Consider the following 15,971-nt stretch of genomic DNA (forward strand, 5'->3'; position numbering starts at 1 on the left):
TCACCGGCGGCCGTCATCGTTGGCTGTGAGCGCGAGCCCGGCGGACGATGATCCCGCGCTGCGACTCCCAGAACCCGGCGAGCATGTCGCGCAGCTGACCGGCATCGACGTCAGCTCCGAACGCCTCGGCACCGGGCTCCAGCATGATTCCCGCCGAGAGCGGTCCGGCGTGCACAGGGTCAAAGCCCAGTGCATCCACCAGTTGCGAAACGACTTCGATGTCGTGGGAATCATCCCCGGCGATCGCGATCGCCTTGCGCCCCGGTGCACCCGTCGGTCGCGCTTCGTCCTCGAGGTCCTGATACCCCATGTGACTCAGCGCCTTCACGACGCGAGCGCCACCGAGATGGGCCTGCACCAGCTCGCTGGTCGAAGTGCGCGGATCGCTCAGATCGTCGCGAATGCCGTCCGATGCCCACCAGTAGTTCATGGCGTCGATGACCAGCTTGCCGCACAGCGCATCGGCGGTCAGCGTCTGGAGGCTTCCGAGCGGAAGTGCGAGAACCACAGCATCTGACTCTTCGATGACAGCCGCTGTAGACATGGCTGTCGCACCTATCGACCGCATGCGGTGTGCGATCGGCGCTGGATCGCCTGACCGCGCGACAAGGACGCGCAACCCTGCGGAAACGGCGAACCGGGCGAGCACAGTGCCGAGGCGACCTGCGCCGAGGACACCGAGCGTCTTCATCCCGCGAAATGTCTCCACCCGGCCATCGTATGGCGGAAGTCGATCCGGTCAGAGTTGGTTGACGCGGATGAGGTTGCCGGATGGATCGCGGAACGCGCAGTCGCGCACGCCGTAGTCCTGATCGGTGGGCTCCTGGACGACGTCGGCGCCACCGGCCTCCATCCGCTCGAAGAACCCGTCGAGATCGTCCGTCGCGAGGGTGAGGGCGGTGTAGACGCCCTTCGCAATAAGATTCATGATCGTCTCGCGCTCGTCGTCGGTGATGCCGGGGTCGACGGCCGGCGGATGCAGCACGATCGAGGTCGCGCTGCCGACGGGACCGACCGTGATCCAGCGCATGTCCTTGTATCCGACGTCCTTACGGACCTCGAACCCGAGCAGGTCGCGGTAGAAACCGAGCGCCGCGTCGGCGTCGGTGTGGGGCAGGAACGCGTTGTGGATGTCGATGTTCATAGCGACAACGCTAGGTGGATGTCCGGAGATGCGCTTCTCGATTTCTGACCGGTCTGGTCACCTGACGCGCAAGACATGGCGGGATGCCCTCGACGGAGCGGGACGGGTCGTCGCGATACACGCTGGGCGACACACCGACGAGCTCGGAGAACCGGGAGCTGAAGGTCCCCAACGATGAGAACCCGACGGCGAAGCAGATCTCAGTCACGCTCAGGTCGCCGCGACGCAGCAGCGTCATCGCCCGCTCGATCCGCCTGGTCATGAGATACGAATAGGGCGGCTCGCCATAGATCCGGCGGAACTCCCGGCTGAGATGGCCCGCGGACATGTGTGCGCCGCGGGCGAGATCCTCGATATTGAGAGGGTGCGCGAACTCTCGATCGATCCGATCGCGCACACGGCGCATCACGATGAGGTCCGTCCGGTCGTTCACCTCCGCCATGCATCCATCCTGACACTTTCACGCGCGCTCGCGGGCGCCGGGTGCAGAACAGATCAGGAGCAGGACTCGACCGTTGGGCGTGCGTCGACGCCGCGGTCAATCGACGGCGAGACGCTTCCGTCGCACCTGCCGGATACGAATGATGATCCACGTCACGACGGCGATGACGACGACGGCGATGACGATCTTCTGGAAAACACCGGCGTATTCCTCGACGACGTGCCAGTTCGCGCCCAGGTAGAAACCGGCGAGGACGAAGATCGTGTTCCAGATGGCGCTGCCGGCAGTGGTGAGAAGAGTGAACCGCAGCAGCGGCATCCGTTCGATGCCCGCCGGAATGGAGATCAGGCTGCGGAAGATCGGGATCATCCGCCCGAAGAACACCGCCTTCGAACCGTGCCGGTCGAACCACGCCTCCGTGCGTTCGACGTCCTCGACCTTGATCAACGGCATCCGCTGTGCGATCGCGTACATCCGTCGCCGGCCGAGCCACGCGCCGATGCCGTACAGAGCCAGCGCCCCGACCACGGATCCGATCGTCGTCCAGATCAACACTTCGATCAGTCCGAGCGTTCCCTGCGCGGCGGCGAATCCGGCCAGGGGCAGGATGATCTCACTCGGAAGCGGCGGGAACAGGTTCTCGGCGGCGATGGCGACGCCAGCGCCGACTCCACCGAGCGTCTCCATAAGGGAGACTGCCCAGGCAGCGATCGCATTAAGGTTTTCGGCTCCGGCATCCATGGTCTCCAGCGTAACGGCAGGTGTCTGGAGTTCAGCGGGGAGACATCGGAAGTGCCACTTGCTTCGCCGGGTGGGGTTCATAAGCTGTAGCTATGGACAGGACGATTGTGATTGCGGTGTCGGCGCCGATCCCGCAAGCGCATCGCGTCGAGGTGGTCGAGCGCCTGGACGACACGGGTATTGCGGTCGTGATCGCGGTGACCGACCTGGAGACGAGGATTCGGTACCAGCAAAGCACCCGGCACGGCAGTGAAGCGGTCACCTGGACGGGCCGCGTGCTGGAGTGTACCGTTGCGTCCACCCGCTCCGGTGTCAGTACGACGCTCCTGGTCGACCCGATCGGCGCTAATTCGGCAGAGGCCGAAATTGCGCTGCGCGGAGCGGACGCTGCGGCAGCTGCTGCGACGGGTGAGGCGTTGCGCTGGGGCGGAGCCGACCGCGTGCCCGAACCCGAGGAACCGCGATTCTGGTGATTGCTAGCTGATGTCCTGCTCGTCGGCGACAAGGCCGGAAAGCGCGACGTCGAGAGTCGTCAGGGTCCTCATCATTCGTGCGAGCATCTCGTGCGGGTCGCCCGGTCGCCCGTCCCAGGTGCGAAGGGTCGCGAGATACGCCCCCTGATGTGCTGCAGCGATCGCTGCGGGTATCGGATGGGATTCGCCGAGGCCCATCCGGCCGGCGATGAAGGCGGCTACGACCTGAAGCCAGCGGTTCCAGCGGTCCGTGGCCTCGCCACGCAGCGATGGCGTCGAATCCAGAAGCACGAACCGCTCCCACCACACCCCGCCCGGATCGATCCCGGCCGCGACCGACTGCGCGATGGCGGCGCGCAGCCCGCTCAGGGTTTCCACTGATTCAGGCGTATTCTGCAGCGCCTCTGCCAGCTGATCGACCGCACGATCGAACCCCCACCATACGACCGACGCTTTGGTCGCGAAGTAGCGGAAGAACGTCGCTCTGCTTACGCCCGCCGCCGCAGCGAGCTCGGCGACCGATACGGTGTCGAACCCGCGTTCCAGAAGAAGGTCGAGTGCGGTGCTCTCGATCTTCTCGGGTGTGGTGAGGGGTCGCCTCCCGGGGCGGAGCTTGGTCTCAGATGGCATGATGCCCGACCCTACTGCACCGGAAGGAGCGTATTATGAGACCGGGTCTCATATTGGACTCACCCTACGGAAGGAGCACCGATGCTGGATTTCGACGGACGAGTCGCGCTCGTCACAGGAGCCGGACAGGGAATGGGACGTGCCCACGCGATCGCGCTAGCGGAACGTGGAGCGCGCGTCGTCGTCAACGACGTATCGAGCACCGAAGCTGACCGCGTTGTCAACGAGATCACTGCGGGTGGAGGCACAGCAGTGGCGGACGTCCACGATGTGAGTACCCGCGGTGCCGACGTCGTCCAGACGGCGATCGACACTTTCGGACAGCTGGACATCGTCGTCAACAACGCGGGAATCATTCGCGTGGGTCTCTTCGGAGAACAACCGAGCGATGAGTTCTGGAAGGTATTCGACGTGTCCTTCCGCGGAACCGTCGAAGTCTCTCGCGCAGCATGGCCGCACCTCGTGGCTTCCGGGGCGGGCCGGCTCATACTGGTCTCCTCGAGCGGAGTGCTCGCGAATCCCGGAGCGAGTGCGTATGGCGCGGCCAAGGGCGCGATCTGGGCGCTTGGAAACTCGCTCGCCATGGAAGGCGATCGCGTCGGCGTGAACGTCACCACGATCATGCCGACTGCCTGGACCCCCATGACCGAGAGCGCTTACAGCAACCCCGACATCATCAGCACTCTTCGTGACGGAATGGGCCCGGAGCACGTGGCGAACTTCGTCGCTTTCCTCGCCCACCAGGACACGACGGTGCACGGGGACTTCTTCCAGGTGAGTGGCGGGCATGCCGGCCGCCTTGCCCTTGCAGGGATGCCGCGAGTGCAAGCACCGGAGAGCACTCCGGAAGGCTGGACTCACGTCGCCGACGAGCTCAAGGCCGATTCGACAGACCTGAAGCCCTACTACGTCACGGGGGAGCAGTTCGCCGACGAGATGATCGCCGCGAACCCCGCCGTCGCCGATGCCTTCGCCGGCATCAACACCGCCGATCTCGGCGCCTGAGAACACCACGGTAGGAACGGACAGACTATGAAAGCTTGGCGCATCACCGCTGCCCACCAACCGCTGGAGCTCACCGAGGTTCCCGATCCCGTGGCCGGCCGCCACGAGGTCGTCATCGACGTGATCGCGGCTGGTATCTGCCACACGGACGTCGGCTACCTCGACGGAACTCTCACCGGCATCCTGGGATTCCTGCCCATAACATTGGGCCACGAGATCGCCGGCATCGTCTCCGCCATCGGCGAGGACGTCACCGGGTTCACCGTCGGACAGCGCGTCGCTGTTCCTGCGACGATTCAGGGGCCGGGTACCGGCACCGACGGCGGGTTCGCCGACAAAGTCAAGGCGTTCGACTACCAGGTGATCCCGATTCCCGACGCTGTTCCATGGGAACAGGCGGCTCCTGCGACGGATGCCGGAATGACTTCCTATCACGCCCTCAAGGTGGGCGGTGTGACCTCGAGCACCAAGCTCGGCATCATCGGCGCCGGCGGTCTTGGCAGCCTTGCAATCCAGTTCGCCAGGGGGCTCGGCGCGACTGTCTATGTCGCCGAGGTAAATCAGGATGCGTGGAAGCGGGCCAAGGAACTCGGCGCTTCAGCGGTCGCTGAGAACATTCGTGAGTTCGCCGACAAGGAGCTCGACGTCATCATCGACTACGCCGGGTTTGACACGACCACCGACGACGCGATCGAAACGGTTGGTTTCAAAGGCACCGTCGTGCAGGTGGGAATGGGATCGGAGCGGACGAACATCTCCACGACGACGATGATCCTCAAGCAGCTCACCTACATCGGCTCCAACGGTGGCACGAACGAGGACTGCTCTGAGGTTCTGGATATGATCGCGGCCGGGATTGTGTCCTCGCTAGTCGAGAAGATCTCATTTGACGACATCTACTCCGGCATTCAGCGGTTCGAACGGGACGGTGCCGTCAACGGCCGATTGGTGGCGGTGCGCTCGGTTGACGAATGATCAGCGGAAATCACGGGAGCGATGTTCGATCCCGGTGCGCAGATCCTGGAACGCATCCGCGAGAACGTTGATGACGCCCTCCGGGGAACGCTCCAGGATGCCGCGCACGATGAGGGCGGGGGAATCACGAGCAACCCGTCGGTAGCGGCTCCAGACCCCCGTGGAACAGACCACATTGACGAGACCATGCTCATCCTCGAGATTGAGGAATGTGACACCGGATGCTGTCGCCGGACGTTGCCGGTGAGTGACGAGTCCGGCGACTTCGATGCGGCGGCCCACCTCATGCATTTGCAGCCCCGCGGCGGTGAGTACACCGCGTTCGTTCAGCGCCGAGCGGAAGTGGGCCATCGGATGATCGTCGGTTGAGACGCCAGTGGCGGAAAGATCAGCCGCGAGTTGTTCGTAGCTCGTCTGATCGGTGAACAGCGGAAGCTGCACCGATACGGTCGTGCCGGGCAAGAACCGGGCACGATCCTCGGCGGCGGCACCGGAGAGCCAGATAGCCTCGCGGCGACTCATCCCCAGGCACTCGAATGCCCCAGCAGTGGCCAGGGCTTCTAACTGAGCGGCCGTGGCGTCCGTGCGGCGCACCAGATCATTCAGATCCTGGAATGGGCCGTTCGCCGCTCTCTCAGCGACGATGCGCTCGGCCATCGGCATGCCGATCCCGCGCACATCTGACAGCCCCAGCCGTACCGCGAAGGCGGCATCGCGCCGATGCGCCGCAGACTCATCGGGGGCTGTTCGGCTGAATTCCTCGGCGGGAGGGTGCTCTGGAAGAAGACAGGTCTTCACACCGGAGGGAACCGGAGAGTCGTCCGCGTGCTCCAACGCCGCCGCCGCGCCGGAGGCGTGCAGGTCAGGGCGGCGCACCTCGACGCCATGCCGGCGGGCATCTGCGGTGAGCGTCGCCGCAGAGTAGAACCCCATCGGCTGGGAACGCAGAAGACCGGCAAGGAACGCCGCGGGGTAGTGCAGTTTCACCCACGAGCTGGCATAGACCAGCAACGCGAAGGACAGCGAGTGTGATTCCGCGAAACCGAAGTGTGCGAATGCCTGAATCTGTGCGTAGATCTGATCGGCCGTAGCATCCGGAATCCCCCGTGCGGCCATCCCGGCGTAGAGCCTCTTCTCGATTCGTTCGATCTTCTCCTGACCGCGTTTGGAGCCCATCGCCCGACGCAGCAGATCGGCCTCATCGGCCGTGCAATCGCCCAGCACGGTCGCCATCTGGATGAGCTGCTCCTGAAAGATGGGGATCCCCAGGGTGCGCTCCAGGATCGGCTCCAATGACGGATGCGCGTAGGTGACCTTCTCCTGGCCGAGCTTGCGGCGAACGAACGGGTGCACCGCTCCGCCTTGGATGGGGCCAGGGCGGATGAGAGCGATCTGGATCACGAGATCGTAGAAGCGGCGTGGCTGCAACCGCGGGAGGAGTCCGATCTGTGCACGGGATTCCACCTGGAACACACCGATCGAATCGGCGCGGCAGAGCATGTCGTACACCGCCGCTTCTTCTTTGGGCAGCGTCTGCAGCGTCCACCGCTCACCGGTGGAGGAAGCGATGAGATCGAAGCAGTGCTGGAGAGCTGCGAGCATGCCCAGTCCGAGCAGGTCGAATTTCACCAGTCCCATCCAGGCGGCGTCGTCTTTGTCCCACTGGATGACCGTGCGGTTCTCCATGCGGGCGTGCTCCACCGGTACCACTTCACCGACCGGGCGAGCGGTGAGGACCATCCCGCCGGAGTGGATGCCCAGATGGCGAGGAGCCTTCAGCAGTTCTCCGGCATACTCCAGCACCGTGCCGGGAATGTCATGGCCGTCGACGGGGGACAGGCTCGCACCCCACCCGTCGACCTGTTTCGACCAGGCATCCTGCTGGCCGGGAGCATGACCGAGAGCCCGGGCCATATCGCGCACCGCGTTCTTCGGCCGATACTGGATGACATTCGCCACCTGCGCTGCGCGCTCGCGCCCATATTTCCCGTAGACCCACTGGATGATCTCCTCGCGCCGATCCGAATCGAAATCCACGTCGATGTCGGGTTCTTCCTCGCGGGTGGTGGCGAGGAAGCGTTCGAAAGGAAGACGGTAGAGGATCGGGTCGACAGCGGTGATGCCCAGCAGATAGCAGACGGCGCTCGCCGCGGCGGAGCCTCGCCCCTGACAGAGGATGCCACGGCGCTTCGCCTCGGTGACGATGCCGTGCACAATGAGGAAGTAACCCGGGAAGTCCTTCTCTTCGATCACGTTCAGCTCCCGCTCGATGCGCGCGCGGCCTTCGTCATCCAACCGCGGGTACACCTCGGGAACAGCAGCCCAGACCAGTGCGCGGAGGTGGCTCATCGGCGTGTGTCCTTCCGGCACCTCTTGGCGAGGGAGCGCGGGGCGAGCGCGCCGCAGCGGAAAAGCCGACTCGGCTGCGATGCGGAGTCCCTGTGAGATCGCCCCGGGGTAACGCTGGAATCGAGTGGTCATCTCCGCTCCGCTGCGCAGATGCGCTGAGCCGTGCGCAGGAAGCCAGCCGTCGAGCTCATCCATCCCCCGGGTCGCGCGGACCGCCGCGACAGCTTCGGCGAGACGAGCACGAGCAGGCGCCGCATAGTGCACATTGTTGGTTGCCACGACGGGGAGCCGATGGGTGGATGCCAGATCGGCCAGGGCACTGTTTCGTCGATCATCCATCGGGTCGCCGTGATCCATGAGTTCGACGACGACCTGATCCTGTCCGAAGAGATCAACCAGCCGGCGAAGCGGTGTGGCGGCATCTCCGCGTGCCAGTCCCTGCCGCACGCCGCCCTTTCGGCAGCCGGTGAGGATCGTCCAGTCTTCGCCCGCGCTCGCGGCGAGGTCGTCCAGATCGTAGACCGGTCGCCCTTTCTCGCCGCCGCGCAGCTGTGCCCTGGTGATAGCACCGGACAACCGGTGATAGCCCTCCAAACCGCGGGCGAGCACGAGAAGGTGCTCACCGACCGGATCGGGAACGCCGTTCTGCGGCCCGGGCAACCCCAGCGACAGTTCGGCACCGAAGATCGTTTGCACCTGGGCGCCGCTGACATCGGCTGCCTCGGCGAAACGGGCGGCACCGTAGAAGCCGTCATGGTCGGTGATGGCAAGAGCAGTCAGGCCGAGCCGTTCTGCCTCGGCGAGCAGATCCTCCGGTGAGGATGCCCCGTCGAGAAACGAGAAGGAGGAATGCGCGTGCAATTCCGCGTACGGGACCGCTTCGGTCGGTCGGACGATCTTCGGGGGAGGGTCAGCCTTTCGCCGTCGGCTAGTCGGACCAGGGTCGGGGCGGCGTGCGGGCTCTGTCGTGGTCGGGGAGGCGGGAGCTGTCGGAGCGCTGAGTGTCTTCTCGAGCTCTTTCCACGACATCGGCGGGTTGTAGAAGCCCATCAGTGGTACCGCCCTTCGACCCACCACGCATCGTTCTCGAACAGGACAAGCCAGGCGCGCTGCGATTCGTCCACGATCTGAAAGCGTTGAGCTAGACGAGCACGGTGGGTGTCCCAGGCGCGCTCACGCAGCGGCCATGGGCCAGCCCAACTCAGCACCGGAGCCTGCTCGATCCAGGCCGGAGGCGCAGAGAGCACCCCGCGCGCGTCCACGATCGGGGGGAGGCCATCTGCTCCGACCACCTGGGCAGGGCGGGGTGGCACGAACACCTCCGAGGGGTACGGCGGTGGCAGGCTGCCTGGCCAGGGAAGATTCGCATCGCGCTCCGGTGGCACCCGATCGCCCCAAGGCTGAAGCAACTGCCGATCGGCGAGGCTTCTGCCGCCGATCACGACCGGGGTGACCACCCCGCGATGTCCGAGCATCGCCTGCACGCGAGAGACCGCATGATGCAAACGCTGCTGCGGGCCCTGCCCGAACAGGCCCGGCTGGTGGTGCGCGCTGTCATCGACTCTGGTCGGCACGATGCGCACCTCGCTGATACCGGCACCGGTGCGCTCAGCGGATGACTCCTGCGGCCGAATTCCCTCGAGCTGCCAACGCACCCGGTCAACCAGATCGCTCGCCTCGAAGGAGGTCGGATGCATCCAGACGCGTGATGAAATCACGCCGTCATCATCGGTCAGATCGATGCGCACTTCGGTGCACACCTGGGAGAGGTCGGCGAGAGCAGCGGTGACGGCATCCGCGGTCTGTCGTACCGCGAAAGCGACTTGATCTGTGTGCTCCAGTGGAGTTTCGAAGACGACTTCTCGTGCGAGCTCAGGCTCAGGATGCTGGGGTGTGAGCGGGCGCGAATCGGCGCCCGAGGCCAGAGCATGCAAGCGCGCGCCGCGCTCACCCAGCCGGTCTCGGATGTCGCCTTCGCGGAGGGCTGCGAACTCAGCGAGAGTGCGGATGCCGAGTCGCTGCAACAGGGCGGTGACCTCGTCATCTCCCAGCGCCTGCACGGGAAGCGGGGCGAGGAACTCCTGTGATCCGCCGGAGGCGACAACGAGCGCAGGGGCGGCCAGGCGTGCTGCCTGCTCAGCGGTGAACAGACCATCGGCGATGGCCGCTCGGGCTCCGGGATAGCCATGATCGGTGAGAGCGCCGATGAGCTGTAGTGCTGCTTGCTCTTCTCCGCCGTAATAGCGAGCGGCCCCGCGGGAACGAAGAGCGGCGAGCCCAGGTCGCAGGGGTTGCACGCCGGGAACCAGCTCTTCGAGGAGACGCAGCACGGGCAGGAAGACCCGCTCGTCTCGACGCGGGTCGGCAGGAATCAGCTGCAGGGCAGGGGAGCGCGACTGGGCGAGCCGCCGCCGCTGACCACGGCGTACTCCCTGAGCCCGGGCCGCTGCAGAGCAGGCGATAACGATGTTCGCCTGCAAGATCGCAACGGGCTCCTCTGCGGGTGGTGCCCCCAACGCCGCTCGCACCGGCCAGTCCGGAAGCCACAGCACCAGATGGCGTGGGGGCATCATCCGGCCACCGCCCAGGTGCCGGTGTCTGTGACGGCAGCTGCCGGAGTCGGCAACGATGCCACGGCGCGCAGGGGAGTCGCCTCGGCATCCACCCGCCCGAGAGAAGTGGGCATGCGCACTCGAACGCGACTTGCCGACTCGTGTCGGCGTCCCGACGCCCGCAACGTCACGGTGCGATCGGCGAGCAGTCCCCACCCAGAGCCCAGACCGTGCCACTCAGTCTCTTCAACGCGGATCGTCGCCTCGCTCTGCGGCCAGGGTGCCGTGACCAGCAGAGTGCATCCCCGATCTCTCAGACGGGCGTTCAACCGGGCGATGTCGGCATCGGAGACCCGGCTGCGCGGATGCACCGCGATGAGAGGGACCACCTCGGAGAGCGCCGTGGCAACAGTGAGCCACCGCGGCCCAGGGTCGGGTACCAGGATGAGACGCTCCAATTCGATTCCGAATCCGGCCATTGCCTCTACGCCGATCGTCGGCATCCCGATGACGGCACACCAGGAGCCCCTCTGTGAGGGCGGGGCAAGCAGCGCGCCCAACAGGCTGGGCGACGGTGAAATCGAATAAGAAGAACCGACCCGCAACCCCGAATCGGGCAGAAGACCCTCCAAAGCTGGGTCAAGAGGGAGGAACGGCACATCACTGCGGCGCCGCTGCATGCGAGCGATCTCGTTGCGCAGTCGATGCACCTCCTGAGCGCGGGAGGTGTTGCCCTCGCGGGGGAGAGCTGAAGGGGCGGAGAGTGCTGTGCCCATGCATCCATCCTCGAATATATTTACGAATAAATCAAGCTATGTGTTGATCGTAATTCGCACATCAGACATTCGTTTTCGCGCTACCGTTGACGTATGCAGATCGAGTTCGACAGCCCGGTCACCCGCTGGGAGAAGCGGGTGGAAGCCTGGTACTTTGCGACGCTCCCCGAAGAGCTCTCGCGGGAACTGCGCGAACTGCCCGCCCCTCCGCGCGGGTTCGGATCACTCCGGGTGCAGGCGCGGATCGGCACCTCGACCTGGCGCACCTCGATCTTTTTCTCCGAAGGTGCATTCGTGCTGCCGCTGAAGAAGGCGATCCGCGATGCACAGCAGATTGAAGAGGGCGACACTCTCATGGTCCACCTCGACATCATCGATCTCTGAGTTATCCACAGGGGGCTCATGCGGCATCCGATGATCTCGTAACCTTCCGCTATGCCCTCTGCGACGTTGCTCCGCGAGATCATCGTGGTGCTCGCCCATCTCGCGCTCGCCGGAGTCGGAGTCTGGCTGATCGTGATCGATGCCAGAACGCACCGGCTCCCGAATCGCATCGTGCTGCCGACCCTGGCCGCACTGCTTGCCGTGGTCGGCATCGACGCACTGGCCACGCACAGCACCATCAGACTGACCAGCGGACTCATCGGGATGCTGATACTCGGCGGTTTCTATCTGGTGCTGCGTGCTGCAAGTCCAGGAGGGCTCGGTGGTGGCGATGTGAAACTCGCAGCGGTCATCGGCCTGCTGCTGGGATGGCACGGGTGGCAGGCACTCGCGATCGGCGCAGCATCCGCATTCGTTCTGGGTGCTCTCTATGCGCTGGTGCTCATGATGCTGCGGCAGGCGAATCGTTCCACCAGAATCGCCTTCGGCCCGTGGATGATCATTGGCGCGGTGCTGGGTATCGCCGTGGCATAAGCGCGATCCCCAGGCACAGGACTATGGTGAACACATGGCAATCGCACGACTTCACGGTGGCCCGCTCGACGGGCAGGTTCTTCCTCTCGACGACGCCGAGCAGGACAGTCTGATCGCGCCCTACGGTGCGACGCAGATCATCTATCGACGAAATGGCGATGCCATCAACACCGGTACGAGCGACGGGCCCACCGAGGTAGCTTTCTGGTTTGTCGAGTCCAGCGACGACATCACGCCCAGTGACGACTGAGCCATCGGCTGACGGCGCCTCCCGCAGTTTCGAGGTTGAGCGCAAGTACGACGTCGACACGTCGACCCCGTTGCCGGTCTGGGGAGCGATCCCCGGTGTGGATGCTGTCACTTCCGGTGAGCTGCGCGAGCTGGATGCCCGCTACTTCGATACCCACGATGCCGCACTGTCGCAGTCCGGTGTCGCGCTTCGGCGACGCACCGGCGGCCCTGATGAGGGCTGGCACATCAAGGGGCCGCGCGAGGGCGACGGTCGTCTGGAGCTGGGATGGCCGCTTGGTGACGATGAAACGATCCCGGATGCTGTCACAGCCGTGCTCGCGCGGTGGACGACCGCGCCACTCACTCCACTGGCACGCATCGTGAACAGCCGGACGGCCTACCTGTTCACCGGTCCGGCAGGTATCGTTGCGGAGTTCGTGGACGATCAGGTGCGCGCCACGGATCTCCGGTCGGGAACCGCTCGCGTATGGCGGGAGTGGGAGATGGAACTCGGACCCGCAGCTCCCGCCGATGATGCGGGTCGCGATGAGTTCTTCGCCGCCGTCGAGGTGGCGATATTCGCTGCCGGCGGACGGCACGCGGCATCCGGATCCAAGCTCGCTCGCGCCCTCGGCGTCTGAACCGCACCCGCACAGCCGCCAGTGCTGCGCAACCCCCTTTTCTCAGGTCTTCTATCGTGCTTGAGTGACGATATGACCCGACCGGCCGTGCTCCGATCGTTGCAGACGATCGTTCCCGATACACCGCTCGTGCAGGACGAGGTTCGCGATGTCTTCGCCGCACAGCCAGATATCGGGCGGCTGGCGAAGCGGATCGTGTCTGCGTCGTTCAACGGTTCGGGTATTGACACCCGGTACACGGTGCTCGAAGAGCTGTCGTTCACTGCCGAGGTCGAATCGCCGCAGTTCTTCGATCGAACCACCGGTCTTCTCCTCGAACCGGGAACGAAAGCGCGCAACGAGGTATACATCCGTGAAGCAGGCAGGCTCTACGTGGAAGCGGCGCGGCGTGCTCTGGATGGCGCCGCCGATATCACCGCCGCCGATATCACCCACGTCATCACCGTCTCCTGCACCGGCTTCTACGCGCCGGGCCCCGACTATGAGATCGTCCGTGCCCTGGGGTTGAGCGGGAGCACGCGGCGATATCATCTGGGATTCATGGGCTGCTACGCCTCGATGCCCGCGCTTCGAGCGGCCAGCGAGATCTGCGCCGGCAGTCCGGATGCTGTGGTGCTGGTAGTCAGCGTCGAACTGTGCACGCTGCATCTGCGCTCCTCGGATGACCCGGACATGATCGTCGCCACCTCGCTGTTCGCCGATGGTGCTGCTGCGGGGATCGTCACCGCGCGCAGATTCGATTCCGATGCGCCCGGCCTTGCGCTCGATCGGTTTCACACCGGCATCATCCCCGAGGGGGAGAAGGACATGGCGTGGACGATCGGGGATCACGGCTTCGAGATGGTCTTGTCGACGGCGGTCCCGCAGCTCATCGGCGAGCACATTCACGACGCTCTTCGGCCGCTGTACCGCGAAGAAGCTCCCCTCGCTCAGGCATTCGAGGACGGCACGATCGGCGAGCAGATCTCGCATTGGGCGATTCACCCCGGCGGGCGCAGCATCCTGGACCGCGTCGAGGAACGGCTGAGTCTCTCGGAGCAGCAACTTCACCCCGCTCGCGAGGTTCTCAGACAGTACGGCAATATGTCCAGTGCGACGGTCCTGTTCGTGCTGCGGAGGATTTTGGAGGATGCCGGCACGCGGGATGGGGAGCGCGTCGCCGCGATGGCGTTTGGCCCCGGCCTCACTGCCGAGACAGCGCTCATGACCGTCGTCGCTCCCGGGCGCAGTGCGGGGTGATCTCGCGGTTCGCGAGGTGGATGCACGCGAACTGATGGATGATCCGCATGCGGATCCGCAGATGCTGGAGCGCACCTACGACCGCTTCGCGCTGGTCAATGCCGTGGTGTCGCGCTGGCGCACGGTGTACCGACGGGACGTCCGCCCGCGCGCGCGGAAGGGGCCGGTCAGAGTTCTCGATGTCGGTGCCGGTGGCGGGGATGTATCGCGGGCGATCGCCCGGTGGTCGCGGCGAGACGGGCTGACGGTGGATGTCGTGGCGCTGGATGCCGATGCCAGAGCCATTCGCTGGGCGAAGAGTCGTGGCGGCGGTGTGGAGTATCGGTGTGCGCATACGACGGAGCTGGTCGGCGCCGGGGAGGTCTTCGACATCGTGATCTCCAATCACCTGCTTCATCATCTGAGCCAGCGGGAGCTGCAGGAGACGCTCGCTGATTCGACCCGCCTCGTGAGTGCTGAAGGCCTCGTGGTCCATCGCGACATCGAACGCAGCAGGTTCGCCTACCGGGCCTTCGCTGCGGGAACCCTGCCGTTCGCGAAAAATCTGCTCGCAGGCTCGTTCATTCGGGCTGATGGGCTCACCAGCATCCGGCGGGCATTTACCGCAGACGAACTTGCGTCGGTTGTGCCATCGCCGTGGCAGGTGGGACGGGCTTTTCCTGCACGGCTGGAATTGCGATGGGCGGCTGCGCATGCCTGATCACGACGTCGCGATCATCGGGGCGGGGCCGGTCGGTCTGCTGCTGGCGTGCTTACTCGCTCAAGCAGGGATCGATGTGGGCGTGTACGAACGCCGTAGGGGAACTGATGATCGTTCGCGCGCGATCGGTATCCACCCGCCTGGCCGCGCGGTGCTGGATTCCGCGGGTCTGGGAGTACAGGCGCGTCGTGAAGCACTCGAACTGGATGGGGGAGAGGTGATCTGTGACGGCCGCATCCTCGCGTCGCTCTCCTTCAACGCGCAGCAACGAGTGCTGATTCTGCCGCAGCATCGCACGCACGCGTTGCTGGTAGAGCGGTTGGAGCAGCTACATAGCGGTGCTTTGCGTCGTGGCCACGACGTTGTCGGCATCCTCGATGATGCGGGTGTCGTCCGGCTATCGATGGATGTGGACGCGGAGCGGCGCGAGGCCTCGGCATCATTCGTGGTCGCTGCAGACGGAGCGCGCAGCGGCATTCGCCAGCAGCTGGGTATCGGCTGGCGTGCGCGGCCGGGGCGCGGTTCGTACGCAATGGTGGACATCCCGGACACGCTGACTGGATCGCGCGTCCAGCTGTACTGTGAGCCCGCTGGGCTGGTCGAATCGTTTCCACTTCCGGGGGATCGAAGGCGCTGGGTCGCCGCAGATCCACGTCGTACCCTCGGCGATGCGGCGTCGTTCGTAGAAGCGATCCGGGAGCGCACCGGCATCCGGCTGCGGTTGCCCGTCCGCCTGCAGCCCACAGCGTTTCAAGCGAGACAGCATCGAGCGGAGCGAGTTGCCGTGGGGAGAGTAGTGCTGGTGGGTGACGCCGCACATGAGACCAGTCCGATCGGCGGACAGGGAATGAGTCTCGGGTGGATTGCCGCGCACCACCTCGCGGCGGCAATCGAGCGATCATTGCGCACCGGCCAACCAGATTTTCGGGAGTACGAGCACAGCGCCCAGCGTGCTGCCGTACGCGCGCAGCGGAGGTCCGCCTTTTATATGGTGATGGGACGTCCCTCGCCGCGCCTGGGCGTGGGCATCCGTAACACCGTGATCAGGGCGCTCGGTACGCCGCTGTTGCGAAGTCGGGCAGCCGGAATGATCACGATGCGCGGCCTGTAGGTCGGCTCGGGCCCCGCACACTTGCAGGGCGATCGTACGGGCGC

At 65.2% G+C, this 15,971-nt stretch carries 18 protein-coding genes; 10 read left to right on the plus strand and 8 right to left on the minus strand.

Translation table 11 applies throughout. The features are described from left to right. Window positions 1–13 precede the first annotated feature (13 nt). The 4 genes from ACSS7Z_RS13035 to ACSS7Z_RS13050 all read right to left on the minus strand — a co-directional run bounded on the left by ACSS7Z_RS13035 (window position 14) and on the right by ACSS7Z_RS13050 (window position 2,327). Window positions 14–709, minus strand: a complete 696-nt coding sequence (locus tag ACSS7Z_RS13035) for an NADPH-dependent F420 reductase (protein ID WP_438255295.1) — start codon at window positions 707–709, stop codon at window positions 14–16. 30 nt (window positions 710–739) lie between these two features. Beyond that, window positions 740–1,144, minus strand: coding sequence for a VOC family protein (locus tag ACSS7Z_RS13040; protein ID WP_438255296.1), 405 nt, complete (start codon window positions 1,142–1,144; stop codon window positions 740–742). Window positions 1,145–1,154: 10 nt separating this feature from the next. After that, window positions 1,155–1,586: a helix-turn-helix transcriptional regulator gene (locus ACSS7Z_RS13045; protein ID WP_438255297.1), complete on the minus strand. Its 432-nt coding sequence runs from the start codon at window positions 1,584–1,586 to the stop codon at window positions 1,155–1,157. A gap of 96 nt (window positions 1,587–1,682) precedes the next feature. Continuing rightward, a complete protein-coding gene (locus tag ACSS7Z_RS13050; RefSeq protein WP_438255298.1) occupies window positions 1,683–2,327 on the minus strand; it encodes a DedA family protein in 645 nt (214 codons plus the stop codon). A gap of 92 nt (window positions 2,328–2,419) precedes the next feature. On the opposite strand from ACSS7Z_RS13050, the gene ACSS7Z_RS13055 reads away from it, so the two are divergent. After that, window positions 2,420–2,800, plus strand: coding sequence for a hypothetical protein (locus tag ACSS7Z_RS13055; protein WP_438255299.1), 381 nt, complete (start codon window positions 2,420–2,422; stop codon window positions 2,798–2,800). A 3-nt stretch (window positions 2,801–2,803) separates the two neighbouring features. On the opposite strand, the gene ACSS7Z_RS13060 is transcribed toward ACSS7Z_RS13055, so the two are convergent. Next, window positions 2,804–3,430, minus strand: coding sequence for an acyl-CoA-like ligand-binding transcription factor (locus ACSS7Z_RS13060; RefSeq protein ID WP_438255300.1), 627 nt, complete (start codon window positions 3,428–3,430; stop codon window positions 2,804–2,806). A gap of 81 nt (window positions 3,431–3,511) precedes the next feature. Here ACSS7Z_RS13060 and ACSS7Z_RS13065 point away from each other — a divergent pair, with 81 nt between their 5' ends. Together ACSS7Z_RS13065 and ACSS7Z_RS13070 are read left to right on the plus strand one after the other, a co-directional pair. After that, on the plus strand, window positions 3,512–4,435 hold the full coding sequence (locus tag ACSS7Z_RS13065; RefSeq protein WP_438255301.1) for an SDR family NAD(P)-dependent oxidoreductase: 924 nt from the start codon (window positions 3,512–3,514) through the stop codon (window positions 4,433–4,435). 27 nt (window positions 4,436–4,462) lie between these two features. Then, window positions 4,463–5,410: a zinc-binding dehydrogenase gene (locus tag ACSS7Z_RS13070; RefSeq protein WP_438255302.1), complete on the plus strand. Its 948-nt coding sequence runs from the start codon at window positions 4,463–4,465 to the stop codon at window positions 5,408–5,410. Here ACSS7Z_RS13070 and ACSS7Z_RS13075 read toward each other — a convergent pair whose 3' ends face one another. Genes ACSS7Z_RS13075 through imuA' form a run of 3 tightly spaced genes read right to left on the minus strand, consistent with a single transcriptional unit; the run spans window position 5,411 to window position 11,087 of the window. Continuing rightward, the gene (locus ACSS7Z_RS13075; RefSeq protein ID WP_438255303.1) at window positions 5,411–8,809 is read right to left on the minus strand and encodes an error-prone DNA polymerase; all 3,399 of its coding nucleotides are present in this window, start codon (window positions 8,807–8,809) and stop codon (window positions 5,411–5,413) included. It abuts the gene before it with no gap. After that, window positions 8,809–10,332, minus strand: a complete 1,524-nt coding sequence (locus tag ACSS7Z_RS13080) for a DNA polymerase Y family protein (protein WP_438255304.1) — start codon at window positions 10,330–10,332, stop codon at window positions 8,809–8,811. Before ACSS7Z_RS13080 ends, ACSS7Z_RS13075 begins: the two co-directional genes overlap by 1 nt. Next, the gene (imuA', locus tag ACSS7Z_RS13085) at window positions 10,329–11,087 is read right to left on the minus strand and encodes a DnaE2-dependent mutagenesis accessory factor ImuA' (RefSeq protein WP_438255305.1); all 759 of its coding nucleotides are present in this window, start codon (window positions 11,085–11,087) and stop codon (window positions 10,329–10,331) included. Before imuA' ends, ACSS7Z_RS13080 begins: the two co-directional genes overlap by 4 nt. Window positions 11,088–11,180: 93 nt before the next feature. Here imuA' and ACSS7Z_RS13090 point away from each other — a divergent pair, with 93 nt between their 5' ends. The 7 genes from ACSS7Z_RS13090 to ACSS7Z_RS13120 all read left to right on the plus strand — a co-directional run bounded on the left by ACSS7Z_RS13090 (window position 11,181) and on the right by ACSS7Z_RS13120 (window position 15,927). Further along, window positions 11,181–11,471, plus strand: coding sequence for a DUF1905 domain-containing protein (locus tag ACSS7Z_RS13090; protein WP_438255306.1), 291 nt, complete (start codon window positions 11,181–11,183; stop codon window positions 11,469–11,471). A 51-nt stretch (window positions 11,472–11,522) separates the two neighbouring features. Next, window positions 11,523–12,005, plus strand: coding sequence for a prepilin peptidase (locus ACSS7Z_RS13095; protein WP_438255307.1), 483 nt, complete (start codon window positions 11,523–11,525; stop codon window positions 12,003–12,005). A gap of 34 nt (window positions 12,006–12,039) precedes the next feature. Then, window positions 12,040–12,255: a response regulator gene (locus ACSS7Z_RS13100; protein WP_438255308.1), complete on the plus strand. Its 216-nt coding sequence runs from the start codon at window positions 12,040–12,042 to the stop codon at window positions 12,253–12,255. Next, window positions 12,245–12,877, plus strand: coding sequence for a CYTH domain-containing protein (locus ACSS7Z_RS13105; protein ID WP_438255309.1), 633 nt, complete (start codon window positions 12,245–12,247; stop codon window positions 12,875–12,877). The genes ACSS7Z_RS13100 and ACSS7Z_RS13105 overlap by 11 nt, the downstream gene beginning before the upstream one ends. Window positions 12,878–12,949: 72 nt before the next feature. Then, the gene (locus tag ACSS7Z_RS13110) at window positions 12,950–14,116 is read left to right on the plus strand and encodes a type III polyketide synthase (protein ID WP_438255310.1); all 1,167 of its coding nucleotides are present in this window, start codon (window positions 12,950–12,952) and stop codon (window positions 14,114–14,116) included. Window positions 14,117–14,132: 16 nt separating this feature from the next. Continuing rightward, entirely contained in the window at window positions 14,133–14,816 is a 684-nt protein-coding gene (locus tag ACSS7Z_RS13115; RefSeq protein ID WP_438255311.1) for a methyltransferase domain-containing protein, read from the plus strand. Then, complete coding sequence (locus tag ACSS7Z_RS13120) at window positions 14,809–15,927, plus strand: FAD-dependent oxidoreductase (protein WP_438255312.1); 1,119 nt, start codon at window positions 14,809–14,811, stop codon at window positions 15,925–15,927. The genes ACSS7Z_RS13115 and ACSS7Z_RS13120 overlap by 8 nt, the downstream gene beginning before the upstream one ends. The last annotated feature ends 44 nt before the right edge of the window (window positions 15,928–15,971 follow it).

Source organism: Microbacterium wangyouchuni (assembly GCF_051546305.1).
Taxonomy (GTDB): Bacteria; Actinomycetota; Actinomycetes; order Actinomycetales; family Microbacteriaceae; genus Microbacterium.

Coding starts and splice junctions, on each gene's coding strand:
- ACSS7Z_RS13040 (WP_438255296.1), bottom strand. CDS start 1,144: ATGAACATCGACATCCACAACGCGTTCCTGCCCCACACCGACGCCGAC.
- ACSS7Z_RS13045 (WP_438255297.1), bottom strand. CDS start 1,586: ATGGCGGAGGTGAACGACCGGACGGACCTCATCGTGATGCGCCGTGTG.
- ACSS7Z_RS13050 (WP_438255298.1), bottom strand. CDS start 2,327: ATGGATGCCGGAGCCGAAAACCTTAATGCGATCGCTGCCTGGGCAGTC.
- ACSS7Z_RS13055 (WP_438255299.1), top strand. CDS start 2,420: ATGGACAGGACGATTGTGATTGCGGTGTCGGCGCCGATCCCGCAAGCG.
- ACSS7Z_RS13060 (WP_438255300.1), bottom strand. CDS start 3,430: ATGCCATCTGAGACCAAGCTCCGCCCCGGGAGGCGACCCCTCACCACA.
- ACSS7Z_RS13065 (WP_438255301.1), top strand. CDS start 3,512: ATGCTGGATTTCGACGGACGAGTCGCGCTCGTCACAGGAGCCGGACAG.
- ACSS7Z_RS13070 (WP_438255302.1), top strand. CDS start 4,463: ATGAAAGCTTGGCGCATCACCGCTGCCCACCAACCGCTGGAGCTCACC.
- ACSS7Z_RS13075 (WP_438255303.1), bottom strand. CDS start 8,809: ATGGGCTTCTACAACCCGCCGATGTCGTGGAAAGAGCTCGAGAAGACA.
- ACSS7Z_RS13080 (WP_438255304.1), bottom strand. CDS start 10,332: ATGATGCCCCCACGCCATCTGGTGCTGTGGCTTCCGGACTGGCCGGTG.
- imuA' (WP_438255305.1), bottom strand. CDS start 11,087: ATGGGCACAGCACTCTCCGCCCCTTCAGCTCTCCCCCGCGAGGGCAAC.
- ACSS7Z_RS13090 (WP_438255306.1), top strand. CDS start 11,181: ATGCAGATCGAGTTCGACAGCCCGGTCACCCGCTGGGAGAAGCGGGTG.
- ACSS7Z_RS13095 (WP_438255307.1), top strand. CDS start 11,523: ATGCCCTCTGCGACGTTGCTCCGCGAGATCATCGTGGTGCTCGCCCAT.
- ACSS7Z_RS13100 (WP_438255308.1), top strand. CDS start 12,040: ATGGCAATCGCACGACTTCACGGTGGCCCGCTCGACGGGCAGGTTCTT.
- ACSS7Z_RS13110 (WP_438255310.1), top strand. CDS start 12,950: ATGACCCGACCGGCCGTGCTCCGATCGTTGCAGACGATCGTTCCCGAT.
- ACSS7Z_RS13120 (WP_438255312.1), top strand. CDS start 14,809: ATGCCTGATCACGACGTCGCGATCATCGGGGCGGGGCCGGTCGGTCTG.